At 41.7% G+C, this 17832-nt stretch carries 19 protein-coding genes; 2 read left to right on the top strand and 17 right to left on the bottom strand.

Going from position 1 to position 17832, the window contains the following annotated elements:
• Nucleotides 1-102: 102 nt before the first annotated feature.
• From VB083_RS05775 to xth, 13 genes are all read right to left on the bottom strand, one after another.
• A complete protein-coding gene (locus tag VB083_RS05775) occupies nt 103-552 on the bottom strand; it encodes a hypothetical protein (protein WP_213691653.1) in 450 nt (149 codons plus the stop codon).
• Nucleotides 553-575: 23 nt separating this feature from the next.
• Entirely contained in the window at nt 576-950 is a 375-nt protein-coding gene (locus VB083_RS05770) for a hypothetical protein (protein WP_213695853.1), read from the bottom strand.
• A 101-nt stretch (nt 951-1051) separates the two neighbouring features.
• A complete protein-coding gene (gene pyrE, locus VB083_RS05765; protein ID WP_213691651.1) occupies nt 1052-1630 on the bottom strand; it encodes an orotate phosphoribosyltransferase in 579 nt (192 codons plus the stop codon).
• Nucleotides 1615-2337 carry an orotidine-5'-phosphate decarboxylase gene (pyrF, locus tag VB083_RS05760; RefSeq protein ID WP_323401855.1) on the bottom strand — a complete coding sequence of 241 codons (723 nt, stop codon included), beginning with the start codon at nt 2335-2337 and terminating at the stop codon, nt 1615-1617. The genes pyrE and pyrF overlap by 16 nt, the downstream gene beginning before the upstream one ends.
• Nucleotides 2338-3273, bottom strand: coding sequence for a dihydroorotate dehydrogenase (locus tag VB083_RS05755; protein ID WP_213691649.1), 936 nt, complete (start codon nt 3271-3273; stop codon nt 2338-2340). It abuts the gene before it with no gap.
• Entirely contained in the window at nt 3260-4033 is a 774-nt protein-coding gene (locus tag VB083_RS05750; protein WP_213691648.1) for an FAD-binding oxidoreductase, read from the bottom strand. The genes VB083_RS05755 and VB083_RS05750 overlap by 14 nt, the downstream gene beginning before the upstream one ends.
• Nucleotides 4014-5330 carry a dihydroorotase gene (locus VB083_RS05745; protein WP_213695854.1) on the bottom strand — a complete coding sequence of 439 codons (1317 nt, stop codon included), beginning with the start codon at nt 5328-5330 and terminating at the stop codon, nt 4014-4016. The genes VB083_RS05750 and VB083_RS05745 overlap by 20 nt, the downstream gene beginning before the upstream one ends.
• Nucleotides 5327-6256 (bottom strand): aspartate carbamoyltransferase catalytic subunit, encoded by a 930-nt coding sequence (locus tag VB083_RS05740; RefSeq protein ID WP_213691675.1) that lies wholly within the window; start codon nt 6254-6256, stop codon nt 5327-5329. The genes VB083_RS05745 and VB083_RS05740 overlap by 4 nt, the downstream gene beginning before the upstream one ends.
• Nucleotides 6256-6813, bottom strand: coding sequence for a bifunctional pyr operon transcriptional regulator/uracil phosphoribosyltransferase PyrR (gene pyrR / locus VB083_RS05735; protein WP_213691646.1), 558 nt, complete (start codon nt 6811-6813; stop codon nt 6256-6258). The genes VB083_RS05740 and pyrR overlap by 1 nt, the downstream gene beginning before the upstream one ends.
• A 193-nt stretch (nt 6814-7006) precedes the next feature.
• The gene (panB, locus tag VB083_RS05730) at nt 7007-7861 is read right to left on the bottom strand and encodes a 3-methyl-2-oxobutanoate hydroxymethyltransferase (RefSeq protein WP_213691645.1); all 855 of its coding nucleotides are present in this window, start codon (nt 7859-7861) and stop codon (nt 7007-7009) included.
• Between the two features lie 32 nt (nt 7862-7893).
• Nucleotides 7894-8664, bottom strand: coding sequence for an IclR family transcriptional regulator (locus tag VB083_RS05725; RefSeq protein WP_323401854.1), 771 nt, complete (start codon nt 8662-8664; stop codon nt 7894-7896).
• 144 nt (nt 8665-8808) lie between these two features.
• Complete coding sequence (locus VB083_RS05720; RefSeq protein WP_213690002.1) at nt 8809-9648, bottom strand: alpha/beta hydrolase family protein; 840 nt, start codon at nt 9646-9648, stop codon at nt 8809-8811.
• Between the two features lie 27 nt (nt 9649-9675).
• A complete protein-coding gene (gene xth / locus VB083_RS05715) occupies nt 9676-10461 on the bottom strand; it encodes an exodeoxyribonuclease III (RefSeq protein ID WP_213690003.1) in 786 nt (261 codons plus the stop codon).
• 70 nt (nt 10462-10531) lie between these two features.
• Here xth and VB083_RS05710 point away from each other — a divergent pair, with 70 nt between their 5' ends.
• Entirely contained in the window at nt 10532-11608 is a 1077-nt protein-coding gene (locus VB083_RS05710; protein ID WP_307879802.1) for a potassium channel family protein, read from the top strand.
• On the opposite strand, the gene VB083_RS05705 is transcribed toward VB083_RS05710, so the two are convergent.
• Genes VB083_RS05705 through VB083_RS05695 form a run of 3 tightly spaced genes read right to left on the bottom strand, consistent with a single transcriptional unit; the run spans nt 11538 to nt 15574 of the window.
• Nucleotides 11538-13628 (bottom strand): HAMP domain-containing methyl-accepting chemotaxis protein, encoded by a 2091-nt coding sequence (locus VB083_RS05705; protein WP_323401853.1) that lies wholly within the window; start codon nt 13626-13628, stop codon nt 11538-11540. The genes VB083_RS05710 and VB083_RS05705 overlap by 71 nt on opposite strands.
• Before the next feature lie 27 nt (nt 13629-13655).
• Nucleotides 13656-14540: a DMT family transporter gene (locus VB083_RS05700; RefSeq protein WP_213690005.1), complete on the bottom strand. Its 885-nt coding sequence runs from the start codon at nt 14538-14540 to the stop codon at nt 13656-13658.
• A 14-nt stretch (nt 14541-14554) separates the two neighbouring features.
• Entirely contained in the window at nt 14555-15574 is a 1020-nt protein-coding gene (locus VB083_RS05695) for a 2-hydroxyacid dehydrogenase (protein WP_213699855.1), read from the bottom strand.
• Between the two features lie 147 nt (nt 15575-15721).
• Here VB083_RS05695 and VB083_RS05690 point away from each other — a divergent pair, with 147 nt between their 5' ends.
• A complete protein-coding gene (locus VB083_RS05690; RefSeq protein WP_213690007.1) occupies nt 15722-16195 on the top strand; it encodes a ferritin family protein in 474 nt (157 codons plus the stop codon).
• A 107-nt stretch (nt 16196-16302) separates the two neighbouring features.
• Here VB083_RS05690 and VB083_RS05685 read toward each other — a convergent pair whose 3' ends face one another.
• Nucleotides 16303-17802 (bottom strand): AMP-binding protein, encoded by a 1500-nt coding sequence (locus VB083_RS05685; RefSeq protein WP_323401852.1) that lies wholly within the window; start codon nt 17800-17802, stop codon nt 16303-16305.
• Between the last annotated feature and the right edge of the window lie 30 nt (nt 17803-17832).

The raw sequence follows: 17832 nt of genomic DNA, 5'->3' as shown, positions 1-17832 counted from the left end.
GTTATATACAACCTGTACACCTAAAAGGATATAGAAAAGCTAATTTCGTGTCAAGACAAAACTTAGAAATATACAATATACTTAAAATTGGAATGCATTAAACTATTTTTTATAAATCATTTCATTCAATTTCAACCCTATTTCTAAAAACTCAAGTTCTGCCTTTTTAAAAACTTCAATATCTTCCTTGTAATCTTTCTGGGTGTAATCCTTATGACCAGTACTTCTTTGATAAAGCTTTTCAGCAATCTCTTTGACACAGACAACAGCTTTAAGCATTCCTGTTATATATGCTCTTTGAAGAATAAGAAAATTTCCATCTTCAGTTTTATTGTCTGGAGAAATATCCCGTATAGATGTTTTAATACACTCAAGTTCAGATATGATTTCTTCAAGTTTTTGACAGTTGCCGGAATAATCAATGGGTTTATAAATTCCTGGAAGGCGGATCATTTTCCGAAGGGAAGGTTTAAAGAGCTCATTTTGAATAGCCATATATTGTTTCAAAACTGCATTTGTCCTTTGAGCAATTTCAAGTATTTTTTGCTCCAAATCCAATACCTCCTTTTCAAAAGTCAACGAACAAGCGGTTCCAGTTCTGTTTCAAGAGCACCTACCTTTTCCTCTAATTTTTGAAGTATTTCATTGTTGGAATCTGGAGATATTTTTATGCGCACATCTAAAAGCTCCTGACGTTTTTTTTGCACTTCCTTAATTATTGATTGTACATCTTGGCGAGCTTCATCATCAAGAGAACTCAAGTTAGATTCCCCCGCTGATATGACTATATCCGCTAAGGTTAGAGCTTTATCTACACGAGACATCAGTATCTCAGATCCAGCAGGGCCGGAAGACAAAGAAAGAGTTTCTTCCTTCTTCTCTACAAAGTACATGAACGACAAAAAAATGCCTACAAAACAAACCAAAATAATGAGTACCTTTTTTTTCATTACTGACATCTTCCTTTGACTCAATATTTTTTTATTGTAACGAGTATCAAAAAAAGAAAAAGCCCCTTTTATAGGGGCTGAACAAACAAACTGGTATCTTTCTATTTCCGACTCCCAGGTTTCTTAAAAGGAATCTCTTTAGCACACATAGGACATTCGTCTGGTCTATATACAGGAAAAGAAACATTCCAAAGAGAGAGAGGTTCATGGGGAAGAATATGTTTTCCACCACTTCTATCAACAATACAAGCTGTTGCTACCCATTGAGATCCGTGTTCCTCCATAAGTTCTCCAACTTCTTTCACTGATCCACCTGTTGTTATAACATCTTCTACGACAACCACTTTTGCCTTTTCAGGAAAAGGAAAGCGCCTCAGGCTCATTTTCCCCTCTTCCCTCTCACAGAAAAGGAAGGGAACATCCAATGCCCTGGCCACTTCATGACCAATAATGAGTCCTCCAATAGCTGGTGAAATTACTACTGTCGGCTGAAATTTTTCCACCAATCGGGCTATCTCTTTACCTGCAAAAGCTGCATAGGCAGGAAAACGTAAAAGGAGAGCGCATTGCATATAGTTGGCACTATGTAACCCTGAAGTCAGGAGAAAATGTCCTTCTAGAAGAGCTCCACTATCTCTCATCATCTCTTGAATTCGTTCTTCTACTAATCCTCTTTCCATTGCAACCCCTCCTTTATTTCATTCACAATAGTATGCAGCGCCGCCAAACGATCAGGAGCTTTTAAAATTGGGCGGCCAACAACAAGAAAATCAGCCCCAGCCATAATGGCTCCTTTAGGATTTGCAGTACGAGCCTGATCATCCCCTCCTGCTGAAGGACGAATGCCAGGAACAACTTTTATTAAATTTTTGCCTTTCGTTTCATTTATGATGGGCAAGTCAAGGGGAGAACAGACGAGGCCATCAATCTCTGCATCAGCGCAAACTGTAGCTCGGGCCTTCAGAGCATCAGACATCGCGCAACCAGGGGTAACTTCCTCCCAAAGTTCGTTATTCATACTTGTCAAAACTGTAACTCCCAAAAGATTCATTTCACCGCCGACCTTGTCTCTACCAGCCTTAGCATCTTCCAGCATAGCTCTGCCACCTGCACCATGAAGAGTCAAAGCCCATATTCCCTCTCCGGCTAAAGCTTCAACAGCCATACGAACAGTATTAGGGATATCATGAAGTTTCAAGTCGAGAAAGACCTTATAGTCCATAGCCATTATCTCTTTTAAAAAAGGAATTCCGCCTTTTGCATAGAGCTGGTGACCGATTTTAACGTGTTTTAGCTCTCCCTGTAACTCGGAAAGCAGTTGACGGCATTCAGTTAGGTTCTCTACATCCAAAGCAAGTATCAACTTGTTTTGGGCTTCGTTTATCATCTAAAAAACTCCTTTCTGAGCGCGGGCTTGCCCCTTAAGGTCACGAAGATGTTTGACCTCATGTTCAATTAAATAGGTATTCAGCCCTTTACATATAAGGGACGGGATATCAGAGTGAACGAACATTGCCGTTCCAAGTTCTACAGCGCTCGCTCCTGCAAGAACCATAGATAAAGCGTCTTGCCACGTAGTAACACCACCACACCCAATAACAGGAATGGAAACGGCTTCACAAACCTGCCAAACCAAGCGCAGCGCAAGAGGAAAAACAGCCGGCCCGGAAAAACCGGCGAAGGTTCTGTTAAAGACAGGTTGCCGCCGATTAATATCTATAGCCATTCCAAGCCACGTATTCGCTACGACAAGGGCATCTGCCCCTGCATCTTCAGCAGCTCTCGCTACTTTTTGTGGATCGTGAGCCTGAGGCGTAAGTTTAACAAACAGCGAACCCGGCCAGACCGATCTGGCTGCAGCTACTGCTTCGGCAGTACTTTCAGGATGGACGCCCCAAGCCATACCATCGCCATCCACATTAGGACACGAGATATTTAATTCCACACCCTTTACAATGTCACTTCTTTCAGCAAGAGCTAATAACGTTTTTTGCGTATCCTCTATATTTTCCATAACGACGTTGACTAAAAAAGGCATACCGCCTTCGTGAATCATGGGAAGAGAATCATTCAGGAAAGAAGAAACTCCAGTATTTTGAAGACCTATGCTATTGAGCATACCGCACGATGTTTCCCATACCCGCATTCCTTTATTGCCACGACGGGCTTCATAACTTACAGCTTTTGTGCAAAGAGCTCCCACACCATCGAGATTTTTACGACTCCAGAGAGGGGGGTCATACGGCCAGACACCTGAGGCAATAATGATTGGAGTTTCTATATTTATGCCGGCCAGAGTATCTGCTAATCTATTCCACGTCATTCCAGTCAACCTCCCCCGCCAAGAAAAACGGACCATCTACACATACTCGTTTAGGTCCCTTTGCAGTGGTAATTACACACCCTAAACATCCCCCAATGCCACAAGCCATCTTCATATCAAGGCTTACTCTAACCTGATCGCCCTGGTCGTTATATTTTTGTGCAATGGCTTTCAACATGGGAAATGGACCACATGTCCATATTTCTTGATCTCTTTCGAGTCTATCTGGCAAAGCGACAAGGACATTTCCTTTGAGACCTATTGTTCCATCATCGGAACATACTTTCAGATTAGAGGTCTTTTCCTTTACATACCTTGCAAATCCCTCCCAGCCTTCGCCGGGAATTCCAAGTACAAACTCATGGCTTTTAAGTTCAGGAAAACACTGCAGTGCAAAAAGGAGAGGTGCAGCTCCTAATGTACCAGCTACAAAAAGAATCTTCTTTCCTGAAGGCTTCTCTAGATATCCATTCCCTATTGGTCCTCGCAATGTCGCTTTTGTTCCTGGAGGAAGAGTAGCTAGAAGATTCGTAAATTTTCCCACTATCTGAAAGAGTACCGTAATCGTATCAGCTTCAGTAGCGGCTATTGCAAAAGGACGGCCTAATAAGGGATCGAGAATTCCTGGCAAACGAACCATGACAAACTGCCCTGGTTTCGCTGAAGAAGCCACGGAAGAACAGTGAAAAACCACTTCTGCAACTTCGGAACTTACAGAACTGACTTTTAAAACCGTTGCATTATGATCTATTCGATCCATTATCTTCTCCTCTGTCAAAAATTTTTCCCTCAAGAATGGTCATAACTGGCCAGCCTGTTAAAACTTCTCCATTCCATGGAGTCATCCGTGCTTTACTTTTCCATGTAGAAACATCTACAACTTTCGATTCATCAAGATCGATAACAGTCAAATCTGCAATTAAACCTTCTGCTATATGTCCAAGTTTTTGCCATTCTTCTGGAAGTATGGCTGCCGGCCCAGAAGTAAAGAGTTCAAGAACCCTTGCTAAAGAAACTGGCTGCCCCATTTTCAACCATGTATCAAGAACAACGGCAACTGAACATTCAAGAGATGCTATGCCAAAAGGAGCTTCCTGAAAAGGAAGATCTTTCTCATTTTCGTGCCAGGGAGCGTGGTCGGTAACAATAGCGTCAATAGTTCCATCAGCTATGGCAGCCCAAGCGGCTTTCACGTCTTCCCGACTACGAAGAGGAGGATTGACTTTATACACAGCATGGTATCGGCTAACAATTACGTTGTTTTCATCAAGAGAAAGATGATGAGGTGTAACATCGCATGTAACAGGCAATCCTTCCTTTTTAGCCGCTGCGATAGCTTTAAAGGCAAGAGCCGTACTTACATGAGTGAAGTGAATGGGAGCGCCTGTTTCTCGGCACAGAGCTATTCCCCGTTCAATATCGATATATTCGGCAGAATGAGGAAATCCTTTTAGGCCGCTCAGGGCAGAGATTCTACCTTCGTTAACCTGGCCTTTTTCCGTTAAGGAAGCTTCTTCCGGATGCTCCATAATAATAGCACCAACATCCTGGCTATAGAGAAGGGCGGTTCGTAAAAGTTTGGATGTTTTGACGGGAGCCCCATCGTCTGTGAAAAGAACGGCTCCTGCCTCACGAAGCAATCCTAGCTCTGCCAAATACTCACCTTTTCTCTTGTGGCTTATACACGCTCCTGGCAAGACTCTTGCGCCTCCGGCACGACGACCCTTTTCAGCAATATATTCTACAAGGGATGGAATATCAATTACAGGATCAGTATTAGGCATGGTAACAACAGTCGTATAGCCTCCAGCTGCTGCGGCTTTAGAACCGCTTTCTATATCTTCCCGCCACTCGAAGCCTGGATCTCTAAAATGTACATGTAAATCTATGAATCCTGGAGCAAGAACTTTCCCCTCCAGGTCAATAACCTTCATATCATCAGTTACATCTATAGTCTCTGCTATTTTTTCTATCTTTTTCCCCGCTACTAAAACATCGGAGACCTCTTCTCGCAATTCTTTCCCATCGAAAATCCGGGCATTTTTAAACAGAATCAATTGCGTACACCTCCCAGGCAAAGGTAAAGCAAGGCCATTCGAACAGCCACACCGCTTCGTACCTGTTTCAAAATAATGCTCTTCTCTCCATCAGCAACGGAAGAAGCAATTTCAACTTCTCTGTTTATGGGGCCAGGATGCATTACTATAGCATCAGGTTTTGCTAAATCCATAAGTTTTTCTGTCGCTCCATATCGTCTGTGGTATTCGTCAATGGAAGGAATCAACCCTTCTTCCTGGCGTTCTTTTTGTATTCTAAGGAGGTAAACCATATCAGACCCTGATACGGCTTTTTTCGGATCAGCCTCGTAGGCAACACCGAGCTCTTCATGGCACAGGGGCATTAACGTTCTTGGTCCTGCAAGAACAACTTCAACTCCCATTTTGCGGAAAGCCTGAATGTCGCTTCGCGCAACTCGGCTATGGAGCACATCCCCAACTATAGCCATTTTCCTGCCTTCCAATTTTCCAAGATGCTGTCTGGCAGCGTGGAGATCGAGAAGGGCCTGAGTTGGATGTCCATTTGTTCCGTCTCCTGCATTAAAGACAGATGCCCTATGAAGTTTGCGTGCCAGATAATCTGCTGCTCCCACTGCCGAATGGCGCATAACTACAGCATCTGCTCCCATAGCTTCAAGCGTCCAGGCTGTATCTCTCATAGTCTCGCCTTTACTGACACTTGAACCAGAGGCCGACCAATTGACAACATCAGCCGAAAGCATCTTTTCTGCAAGTTCAAAAGATACGCGTGTTCGCGTCGAGTTTTCAAAAAAGAAATTGACAATCAGTTTTCCACGCAACGCCGGAACTTTTTTAATAGGACGATTCATGAGTTCTTCCATATAATCTGCCTGTTCAAGGAAAAACTCGAGCTCTTCTCTGGTCCAATCCTCCAGCGAGATAAGATGCCTATGTCTCCACTGCATCACTCTACTCCCCCATTTCGTTCACAAATCACTACTTTATCTTCGCCATCAAACTCTTTAACTCGAACTTCTACTGTCTCTGTTTTAGAGGTAGGAACAGTTCGACCTGTATAATCAGCCTGTATAGGAAGTTCACGATGTCCACGATCCACAAGAATAACCAATTGAACGCGATCCGGACGCCCTAAATCCATGAGAGCATCCAGAGCTGCACGTATGGTTCTTCCCGTATAAAGAACATCATCGACAAGAATGAGTTTCTTTCCTGCAATATCAATTGGTATAGATGTACTATGTACGATGGGTTGTTCTTGTAAAGTTGTAATGTCATCACGATAGAGCGTTATATCAAGTTCTCCTGTTGGGACCTTAACTCCCTCTGTTTCCTTAAGGATACTTCGAAGACGTGCCGCCAAATATACACCTCGTCGCTGAATCCCCAAAAGGACAACATCTTCAAGCCCTTTGTTTCGCTCAACAATTTCTACGGCAATTCGCCGAAGAATTCGCTCCATATCTCCCTCTGTCATGACAACCGCTTTCTCAATAAGATTCATCCCCATCCTCCTTTTCCTTACAGAGCAAAAAAACAAGGCCATAAGCCGTTTTCACGGCCCATGGCCTTGTTACGATTCTTTATTCTTCCCAAAATAACACCATCTCTTTTTACCATTTCTCAGAACCTCCCTGATGTTCTGAGAAAGTGTATCAGGAAAAAAGTCTTAATGCAAGCGGTTGCACAATTAATTTTTATTCAAATTCTTTAAGCATAACCTTAAATTCTTCTTCTTTCCCAGACAGTATGTGATAAACATGATCGTCTGTCGGGAATTTCTCCGTTTTCACATCTTCAACATATTCTTTAAAGGCTCTGATCTCCTCTGCCGCTACATTAGCATACTTCTTTACAAATTTTGGCGTGAATGCCTCAAACAACCCTAACATATCGCCGCAAATCAAAAGTTGACCATCGCAAGGCAATCCAGCTCCAATAGAATAGACGGGAATGGTAAGTTTCTTCGCTATAAAGGCCGTCAGCTCTGGGGGAACAGCCTCAAGTAAGAGAGCGTAAGCTCCAGCTTCTTGTATAGCCAATGCATCTTTGATAAGCTCCCGAGCACTTTCAGGATCTCGTCCCTGTGCCTTAAACCCACCAAGCTGTCCAGAACTTTGTGGAGTTAATCCAATGTGCCCCATTACTAAAATACCAGCATCAGCTATAGCTTTTATTCGGCTCAAAACTCGTCGTCCGCCCTCAAGTTTTACAGCATCCATATCCGCTTCTTTTAAGAAGCGTCCAGCATTCCTAACAGCATCCTCATCGGAAATCTGATACGACAAAAAAGGCATGTCTCCGATACAAAAAGTATTTGGAGCTCCACGACGAACAGCCTGACAATGACGAATACAATCATCCATGGTCACAGGAATAGTTCCTTCATATCCAAGAACAACCATACCAAGAGAATCGCCCACAAGAATCATATCCATTCCTGCCTGTTCAACAAAAGATGCTGTCGGAAAATCATAGGCTGTAACCCAAGCCACTTTTTCTCCACTGGCTTTCATTTTTACAAAATCCAGTCGCCCTTTCTTCTTTGCCACTATCAACCGCCTCCTCTAGCTATTTATATACTTTATTCTCGATAACCAAGTCGTTTTGAAACATCTAAAGAAGCTATACGCAGCCCCTCAACTAGTCTTTTTTTTGCTTCAGAAGTGAAAGCTCCCTCCACCCCTGAGGAACTCATTGCTGCCACAATTTTTCCCAGATGATCTTTTACAGGAACCGCCACACAGCACAATCCCAGTTCAAGCTCTTGATTATCCTCGGCCCACCCTCTTTTTCTTACGTTATCAATCTCTTGAAGAAACTTTTCTTTTGTTTTTATCGTATATGGCGTAAGGGAAATTAGAGGGAAGGCAATGATTTCTAAGATTTTAGAATCAGGCAACTCAGAAAGAAGAACTTTTCCGGCTGCAGTGCAATATAGAGGTATCCTTTTGCCAATATGTGAATAATGAATATGTTGACCTTCAGGTTCTACTTTTTCAACATATACACCTTCATCCCGATCTCGAATAACTAAATGAACCGTTATATGCACCTTTTTCGCAAGAGCAGCCATTATAGGTTGCGCACAGAGACGAATATCCAAACCATGATGGACAATGCTTCCAAGCTCTAAAAGTTTTAAGCCAGGCGCAAAGTAGCCAGGAGATGTTGTTTCCTTCAAGAAACCATGCTCTACAAAAACTTTAAGAAAGCGATGAACTGTCGATTTGGGGATAGAAGTACATAAAGCAATTTCCGACGCTGTTCGTTGTGGATGAGAAAAAGAAAATGAGGAAAGAATAGCAAGAGCCCGATCAAGACTTTTAAAAGAAGGGGAAGCTTTTCCTTTCATTAAATCTTCCACCTCGTCTCATATAATAAGAATTATTTCCCATAATATGAGATTGTATCATATTTTGAATATCTTTTCTATTGAATATTTTTATATACAAACAAAAGAGACACTTAAAAGTATCTCTTTTGTTTGTTAGTATCCCTAATATTCCAAAGATTCGAGCCAGTCAAGAATATGTCGAGCTAATGCAACACGACTATCTGAGTAAGCATGATCAGTATCCATAATTATTTCCTTTAGACCTTGCGGAGTAGTTCGTTTCAAGGCTTCTACAAAAGGAAGATGATTTGTTCTCAAAGGGGTAATATTATCCTTTTTTGCTCCTATCACAAGAATATTACGCTTCTTAAAATGAGGAGCAGAGTTGACAATATCCCATTCATGCAAATGATTACGCAACTCTTTCAATAACATATCTTCGTTTGTCCCCTGAAGAGGTGGGGTACATACTTGAAGCAATAGATCCAATTTCTTCTGACTTTCAGGATCATTTAGACTGTTTCTAGCATCTAACCCTGGATTCCAGCCTGAAATAAAGCAAAAATCACGAATATCAGAAATAAAATCAGCAACTTTTGCCATAGCAAAGCCGCCCATACTATGACCGAAAACAATAATCCGTTCGGGGTCTACACCATAGTTCTTCTGTGCGAAATCACTCTGCAAAAAACGAACGGCATGAACCGAATCGGCAACAACATGAGAAAAAGAATAGGTACCCTGACTTCCCCAACAGCCTCTATAAGAGAAGACCATCGTATTGAATCCTGCTCGTCTTAAAATTTGTGCAAGGTCAAGGTTTTTTTCCGTTCCAGGAAAACCGTGAAGAAGCAAAATCGTAGGGTGAGGCGGCACACCCTGGGCAATATAGATGACACCATAAAGATGACATCCTTCCGAAATAAAATCGATAGCCTCTACGGAAGGAGGAAAACGCCAATCTACAGTTTCAGGATCGATACCGATGCAGGGACGATACATAAAGAGATCACCTCTCGTTTTCTTCGTTTATATATCGAAAACACTTACAACAGGCGTATGATCTGATGGTTTTTCCCAACCTCGTGGCTCTCGGTCTACATAACAATCTGTAGAGCAATCAGCGAGGGAGGATGTAGCAAGAATATGATCTATTCTCCATCCGATATTTCGTTCAAGGGCATTTTTTACCCGATAATCAAAAAATGAAAATTCCCCTTCTTCAGGCCTATATTTTCTAAAGATATCGACGAAACCCCAATCTTTTACTTCTTCAAACTTTTTCTTAATATCCTCATGAAAGCAAACGTGGTCTCTCTTCCGCTCCGGACTTGTCACATCAATATCTGTAGGGGCAACATTCATATCACCAAGCCAAACTACTTTCTCATCAGTAGAATATTCTCTCTCGAAGAGAGCTTTCAGGCGATCAAAAAAACGCATCTTATAGAGATAATCAGGGTGATCTATAGCTTTGCCCTGCGGTACATACGTATTGATAATATGGACACCGCAAATCGTTCCTCGAACTATACGACTTTCAGGATCGGGAGATTCGCCGTCTTCAAAACCAAAGTGGGCATTTTCTATCGGATGGGTGCTCAAAAGAGCAACGCCGTTATAGGCTTTTTCTCCTCTGAAAGAGGCGTTATATCCTATACTCTCAAAATCTGAAGCGGGGAAAAACTGATCCTCAGTTTTAGTTTCTTGCAGACATAGCACATCCACTCTGTTATCATGAAGCCACTTAGTCAATACATGCATTCTGCTTCGAACTGAATTAACGTTAAAAGTTGCAACCTTCAATAAGGCCATAATATCCACCGCCTTCTCGTAATATGCTTCTATTTTACACAATCTCGGGAATGAGGAGTGTTGGATAACAATGAAGAAGAATTTCTGGTCGGATTCTTTAGGGAAAAAGGTTTTTACGATGCTCCTTATTACTAGTTTTATCATCGTATTTGGCATTATAGGTATGCACTTTATAGTAAACCTTTCGTGGATAGATTCTCTCTATTACACCATAATTACACTTTCTACAGTCGGATACGGCGCTCCTGAAAGTCTCTCTGGAGCAGAAAAAATATTTATTGTCACTTTAATTTTACTTGGCATGGGAATTGTAGGATATGTACTTGGGAATATGGCACAGCTTTTAGTGAGCGAAAAAATCGTAGCTCTTTTAGGTAAGGGAGGGGACAGACGAGTGGCTCGACTTTCAGATCACTGGATTATTTGCGGATTAGGACGTTATGGCTCAGAAGTTGCTCATTTTCTTTCAGCTGACAACATTACCTTTGTTGCGCTGGAGATAGAAGAAGAAAAAGTATCGGCTGGACGCGAACAGGGATGGCTTGTTCTTCACGGCGATGCAAGAAATGAAGAGTGTTTGAACAAAGCCGGAATCGCCGTTTCCAAAGGAATGATTGTTGCCCTCGGAGACGATGCCGATAGTGTCTACACCGTTCTTACGGCTCGTTCATTAGCCTCAAATATACGAATTGTAGTGCGAGCAAATGACGCCGGATCAGTAAATGTCCTCTATAGATCCGGCGCCGACAAAGTTATTAACCCTGTTTTGGCTGGCGCCGCTTCAATGGTACGAGCTTCTCTCCAGCCATCTGTAGAAGATTTTCTCGAACTGGTCAATATTTCAAGAAAGCTTGATCTTGATTTTGGAACAGTGCATATCACTTCAGGAAGTTTCATGACTGGAATGACTCTCTCTGAAGCACCTTTGCGTTCAATTTACGAAGCAAATGTTATCGCCGTTATTAGAGAAGGCGGAAAAATCATATATAATCCAAGCGGCAATCTTCAACTTGAGACCAATGATCACCTTATAGTCTTTGGGCAACGAAAACAAATTGCGAAGCTTCGGCATGATATTACTCTTCCAGAACAGTCACATTCTCAGGAAGAGCTCTTTGTTTCTCATCCGATTCAAGAACAAAAGTAGTAAGAAGCTCAGAAATTGATTCGGCACCACAGCTTACACCTTCGGCTTCCCTTGCAACACTTTCTGAAGCAGAAACTGTCTCTTCCGAAGCCTGACGAATGGTTGAAATCATTTCTCTGATACGAAGAGCCGAGGAAAGAACCTGCTCAACAGACTCTTTCATTTCTTCTCCTGAAACCGCCTGATTTTCAGCCAAAGAGGCCAGAGACTGAATTATAGTATTAATTTTTGAAGTTTCTCCCAAGGCTTCTGTGAGACCCTCTCTTGCATGTCGAGCTCTTTTTACCGTTTCTGCCATTATTTCTCCTGTCTCTTGAATAGATTGAACTGATAAAGATGCATCCTTTTGAAGGTGCTTAATCTGACTCTCAACATTCCGTGCAGCAGTTGCCGATTCCTCTGCCAATTTTCTAACTTCATCTGCGACAACGGCAAAACCTCGCCCCGCCTCTCCTGCACGTGCAGCTTCAATAGCCGCATTTAAAGAAAGAAGATTCGTCTGATCTGCAATTCCTGTTATCACACCAACAAAATTTGATATTCCCTCAATGGAAACACCAAGTTTTGCTATTTGCTGCTCTGTGCTTTTCATATTTTCCCCTACAGATTGAATAGAAAGAATAACTTCTTCCACTTTGCTTGCAGCTTCAGAGGAAAGAGTTGACGCGACTTCCGACGTTTTAGCAGCTTCCAAAGAAGAACGAGCTGACTCTTCAGCGCTACTTGCTACGCTCTTCACAGCCTGCTCCGCCTGTGATAAAGCAACACCGCTCTCTTCAGAAAGAGAGGTAAGCTCTTCTATAGTACTTTTAATTTCTTCCATTGATGCTGTGCTCTCTTGAGAAAGGGCAGCTAAATTTTCTGCTCTTTGAGTAGCGTTATCTGTATTTTCCCAAATTTCGGTTAAAGCCTGACGAAGAGAATCCACCATCGCTGATAGCGCATCTGCCATCTGTCCAAATTCATCACGGCTTTTTATTGCAAAATCCTCCCTGGAAAAGGAAAAGTTTTTATTGGCCCCTAACTCAGCCAGAGAAACAACATTTTTTAAAGGTGATGTTATTGACGAAGAAAGCTTCCAACCAGCGAAAAGACTTCCTATAACCATACATAAAGATGTTATGAGAATAAAACGAAGTGCAGAACTGTTCTTTACTGCAATAAGAGGACCAAGCTCATTTTGTAAACTCTCAATACGTGCTCGAAGAGAAGAAATTGCTCCATTCATTTCAGAACTAATACTTTCCATTTTTTCTGAACGGATTGACCGCCTTTCCTCATCTACTTTGACAAGAGGCGAAATCGATTCTTCAAGTAATTTTTGTGCTTCCACAAAATTTTCGAAATGGCTTCGAGACTCCTCGTCAAGGGCCATCATATCGAAAAGGGGAAGGTATCCAGATAAATTGACCATTTCTTTTTTGAGATTATAAATATAGGAAAGATCGCCCGTCTGAAGAAAACGAACTCCTTCCGACTTGGCAAGCAATAAGCTGCGAATCCCCAGCCCTGCATAATAAGAAAGACTTGCGTTCTGATTTTTTTCTGCAGCCACCATCATTGCTGTCAACTCTTGTTCCATTGTTTCACTGGGGCTGATAAAACCTGTCTGAGAAAGTATGTCAAGATCATCGTTGAGTTGTACGGCGGTTTGAAACGCTTCATCGTAAGAAGAAAGATAGGATAAAAGTTGTGATGTTTTCTGTTTTAACTCCTCCGACTGGAGTTTATCTTTTAACAATGGAAGGGAAGTTTGCAGTTCAGACTGAATATTTCTATACTGAATTTGATCGTCAATGCGTCTAAACTCTATATATCGATTCGCAGTTGTGGCCATAACCATCAAATCTCGTTGTATGCGCGCACTTTCATCGCTAATAGTCGCTAAATACTGATATTGGTACAGTCCATCTGACGACTGATTGAGTGATCGGAAACTAAGCCATCCAACAAGTACCATCAGAAAAATCAACAGCATGAAAGTTATCGCAATCTTGCGCGATATACTTCCATATTTCATAGGCTATCCCTCCAAATAATATTAGACTTATTTTTTACGTGACAATAAAGCTAATCCAATAAAAATGAGGAAAATACCAAAAAAAGAAAGCATTGAAAGCCGCTCTCCTAAAAGAAAAACTCCCAATAAACATGCTGTCAAAGGTTCTGTTAGCGAAAGTGTGTAAACTTTCGCTACTGGTATCCAGGCAATACCAATAGAGAAAAGAACATATGGCAAAGCTGTAGCAACTATTCCAAGATGAAGAGCTACCCCCACCCCCTTCCATTCGGAAAGCCATGAAATATTAAAAAGGAAAAGAAGAGGTATAAGAAAAAGAGCTCCGCCACAAAGAGTAATTGCAGCACTTTCAACAGGCCCGTGAGAAAGCCTCAGACCTTTGAGCCCAATACCACACACGGCATAAGAAAAAGCTGCGCCTAAGGCCATAAAAATGCCTAAAAAACTGGCTTCGGCCTGAAAAGACACCCCTTCCATACTTAAAAAGAAGCATCCGACAACCGCTAATATAGTTGAGAAATACCACATCTTTTCCGGTGGTTCTTTATAGACAAAATAGCCGAGTAAACCTGCCCATAAAGGGGCACTCCCAATAGCAACCATCGTTCCTACGGAAACTCCGGTGAGTTTCACTGCAGCGAAGAAAAAAAACTGGAAACCAGCCATACCTAAAGCAGCAGGTAAAATATGCTTCGGAAGCCACGGTCCTTTAATCCAAGAAATTCCTCTTCTCAGCAACAAAAGCAAAAAAAGGATTCCGCCTCCCACAGCAATTCGTATTGTTCCTACTGTGAAAGGGGAAGCTCCGAGAGGTGCAAAGGCCTGAGCAGTTCCCGAAGTTCCCCAGAAAACACCAGCCAGAAGAACCAGAACGGAACCAATAATATTCTGGCTGCTGACTATTTTTCTCACGAAATCGCCTCTTTCTACATATCGGTCAACGACTCCATATCAACGTAATCTGCGCGGTTAATTTGACCATGCCACAATTCCCCCTTGAGGAAAAGAGCTACATTCTCAGCCGCAACCTGGCATGCATCGGCCATAGCACCAATAACATTATTTGAATTATGAGGAGACCCTAGAAAATTAGGAAGGTCGAAAAAAGGATAGTTTATCTCAAATGTACCTCTCCCCCATGTAGGTTCGTTCCACCAGACATCAAGTCCGGCCTGAAACTCTGGGAAAAGCTTCAAATGTTCATACAAATCCTTTTCAACTACGAGAGGAGCTCTTGCTACATTAATAAGGATAGCATCTTTTTTCATTATTAACAGTTGCTCACGACCTATTAAATTTTTCGTCTGTTTCGTAAGAGGGAGGGTCAAGACAACAACATCGGCATTCTCTAATACATGAGGAAGAGAATGTAATGTACCAACATAATCAACAGAATCTGTCGTCTTCCCACTCGTGTTAATAGCCATAATTTTCATTCCTAACGCTTTAAATAAATGAGCCGTATGCCTGCCTATGCCGCCATATCCGATAATTCCTGCTGTAAGTCCCTTTAGATTTCTCAAAAACAATGATCGTTGATCAAATTCTCCAGAAGCAAGCTTCATATGTAAAGGAACCAGATGTCGAGCCAAAGCCATGGTCATAGACAAAACGTGCTCAGCAATTTGATATGCCCATCCGCCTGCATTGCATGCAATAGCAACATGCCGAGGAATATCAGTAAAAGGAAGATAATCAACACCTGTTGAGATCGTCTGCAAAAGTCGAAGATTTTCTAAAAGCGAATACTCTCCTTTCTCAATCTCTTTATTAAAAAAGAAAGAAAGAAGTACATCTGCATCTCTCAAAATGACGCGCCGACTCTCTCTATCTGAATCTTCAAGGTAAACAACCTCAGCTACATCTTGAAGGGGAGCTTCAATCCGCTTACGAATTCCCGCTTCTATAGAACTAGTCACGACAACAGAACTCAACTCTTTTTTCATAGTGCAACCTCCCTTTACACATATACTTGATACAGGTATTTGTATCATACACTATTGTCGACTCTTTCTCTTATATTGTAGAACCTATGCGATAAGTGTATAATTTACTTAAATTATAATATTTCGATTGTGTCAGGAGGGATATAGATGTCATCTGAATGTTTTGAAATGAAAGATGCCCTCAAATATGGAATTCACGCCGAAATCGAAGCGAAAAACTTTTACTCTCTTTGGGCCGATAATGTCACAGAAGAGCATTTAAAAAAGGAATTATTAGAACTTGCAGAATGGGAAAATAGCCACGAGGAAGATTTAAAGAAACTTTACTTTAAGATGTATGGGGAAGAATGTCCTATTGATCCAGAAATGGTCGTTTCCCCAGAACTAAAAGTTCAAACAAAAGATTTTGGTGAGGTAACATCTCTTCTCAGAATTGCTGGAGCTGCATATCTGTCAGAAATGAGAGCGATGGAATTTTATGAACGCCTCGCCAAAGAGAGCAGCGGAGAGTCCGCTGTTATGTTTAACAAGCTTAAAGATATGGAAAAAGGACATATGGATATTACCAAAAAACGCTATATGAAGATTCGTGAAGATGTTGTAGGATTCAGAGCTTTTTAAAGAACATCACAGACACAAAAGTAAACGACATAAAAGGGAAAAGGGAAACTTTCTTGTTGAAAGTTTCCCTTTTCTTCTTTATTCAATGTAAACGTATTTGCACCTGCTTATACGTTAGATGCTGCCTCTTTTTTTAACATACGACGCAAAACTTTCCCTGTACTTGACAGAGGGAAAGCATCTATAAACTCTACACTTCGCGGAACTTTGTAATGAGCTAGATGTTTTTTACAAAAATCTATAACTTCACGAGGGGTCAAGGATTCTCCCTGTTTTTTCTTCACATAGGCCTTAGGAACCTCTCCGTTCACTTGGTGAGGAATTCCTACAACAATCGCCTGTTCTATAGCTGGATGGGTCTGCAAAATAGCTTCTACTTCCTGAGGATACACATTAAAACCACCAACAATAATAATATCTGTTACGCGGTCAAGAATCTGAACATACCCATCAGAATCAACACGTACATAATCTCCCGTGTTAAACCACCCCTCTTGGAAGCGATCTGCAGACTTGTCAGGATCTCTGAAATATTGAGAAGTTACAGAATTTCCCTTAACCCAAAGCACACCTTCACCGGCAGAAGTTACGTCTTCTCCTGATTCATTTATCAGGCGCCATTGATAACCAGAAATGAAGGGACCAACCGTTCCTAACTTTCGTTCTTCATAAGAGCGATTTACACAAACAACTGGCGAACATTCAGTAAGACCGTACCCTTCAAGAACCTCAACTCCCAAGTATTCTTTCACTCGTGAATCTAGTTGCATATTCAATCTATCTCCACCACTTATAACAACTTTTAAACCTTCAGGTTTGGGAGCACCATGATCGATAGAAGAAAGAAGAAATGTAAGCATGGTCGGAACAACTAAGAGGACATTTGTTTTTGAATGGCTAATGGCCTCAAGCGTCCTATGGGGCGGTAGAAAAGAAGGTAATATCGTCTGTAGCATTCCGCACAAAAGAGGCATAAGACCAGCGACGGTAAAACCAAAAGAGTGAAAATTAGGCAAAACATTAAGAAAAATATCCCCTTCCCTCAACTCTGTTAACTCCTTGAAAACCGTAAGGGCATTGTGAAGAAGGTTTTTATGAGAGAGAGGAACTGCTTTAGGAAGACCTGTCGTTCCAGAAGTAGCAAATATAACGGCTAATTCTTCATCTCCTCTTTGAGAAGGTCGACCTTCCAAAGAACCCAAAGATGAGTCGAGAGGAGATATATACCAAGGGAAACCATTATCAGTAAGAGCTTGTTGCAAATCATCCATCTCGGTGCCAAGAATGACAGCAAAGGGATCTACAAGTTTGAGAATTCCCATAGATGTAGGAACCCCAGCTCTTGTATTTATCGGAACAATAGCTCCGCCTAAAGACCACACAGCTAGCGATAAGGCTAAAACCATCGGTGAATTTGGCATCATTACCGCCAATCTATGCCCTTTACCAAATCCACCCTTTTCGAGATTATCTTTACAAACAGCTGCGAGATCAGCTAATTTCCGTCCAGTCCACCATTCATCATTCCACCAGAGAACAGGCTGATTCCAATCTTTTTGAAGCCTGTTCATAATCCTATTTTCGAGCCGAAACACCATTTCCGTCATACAAGCCTCCAGATAAAGAGTGTCCAGTTT

It is taken from the genome of Aminobacterium sp., assembly GCF_034926885.1.
GTDB lineage: Bacteria > Synergistota > Synergistia > Synergistales > Aminobacteriaceae > Aminobacterium.
The sequence above is the reverse complement of the archived record's forward strand: the minus strand, read 5'-3'. Positions and strand labels throughout refer to the sequence as shown.

What these genes read in the sequence shown, in the direction of transcription:
- VB083_RS05770 (WP_213695853.1), bottom strand. Translation starts at nt 950, where the DNA reads ATGAAAAAAAAGGTACTCATTATTTTGGTTTGTTTTGTAGGCATTTTT.
- pyrE (WP_213691651.1), bottom strand. Translation starts at nt 1,630, where the DNA reads ATGGAAAGAGGATTAGTAGAAGAACGAATTCAAGAGATGATGAGAGAT.
- pyrF (WP_323401855.1), bottom strand. Translation starts at nt 2,337, where the DNA reads ATGATAAACGAAGCCCAAAACAAGTTGATACTTGCTTTGGATGTAGAG.
- VB083_RS05755 (WP_213691649.1), bottom strand. Translation starts at nt 3,273, where the DNA reads ATGACGTGGAATAGATTAGCAGATACTCTGGCCGGCATAAATATAGAA.
- VB083_RS05750 (WP_213691648.1), bottom strand. Translation starts at nt 4,033, where the DNA reads ATGGATCGAATAGATCATAATGCAACGGTTTTAAAAGTCAGTTCTGTA.
- VB083_RS05740 (WP_213691675.1), bottom strand. Translation starts at nt 6,256, where the DNA reads ATGCAGTGGAGACATAGGCATCTTATCTCGCTGGAGGATTGGACCAGA.
- pyrR (WP_213691646.1), bottom strand. Translation starts at nt 6,813, where the DNA reads ATGAATCTTATTGAGAAAGCGGTTGTCATGACAGAGGGAGATATGGAG.
- VB083_RS05725 (WP_323401854.1), bottom strand. Translation starts at nt 8,664, where the DNA reads ATGAAAGGAAAAGCTTCCCCTTCTTTTAAAAGTCTTGATCGGGCTCTT.
- VB083_RS05720 (WP_213690002.1), bottom strand. Translation starts at nt 9,648, where the DNA reads ATGTATCGTCCCTGCATCGGTATCGATCCTGAAACTGTAGATTGGCGT.
- xth (WP_213690003.1), bottom strand. Translation starts at nt 10,461, where the DNA reads ATGGCCTTATTGAAGGTTGCAACTTTTAACGTTAATTCAGTTCGAAGC.
- VB083_RS05710 (WP_307879802.1), top strand. Translation starts at nt 10,532, where the DNA reads ATGAAGAAGAATTTCTGGTCGGATTCTTTAGGGAAAAAGGTTTTTACG.
- VB083_RS05705 (WP_323401853.1), bottom strand. Translation starts at nt 13,628, where the DNA reads ATGAAATATGGAAGTATATCGCGCAAGATTGCGATAACTTTCATGCTG.
- VB083_RS05695 (WP_213699855.1), bottom strand. Translation starts at nt 15,574, where the DNA reads ATGAAAAAAGAGTTGAGTTCTGTTGTCGTGACTAGTTCTATAGAAGCG.
- VB083_RS05690 (WP_213690007.1), top strand. Translation starts at nt 15,722, where the DNA reads ATGTCATCTGAATGTTTTGAAATGAAAGATGCCCTCAAATATGGAATT.
- VB083_RS05685 (WP_323401852.1), bottom strand. Translation starts at nt 17,802, where the DNA reads ATGACGGAAATGGTGTTTCGGCTCGAAAATAGGATTATGAACAGGCTT.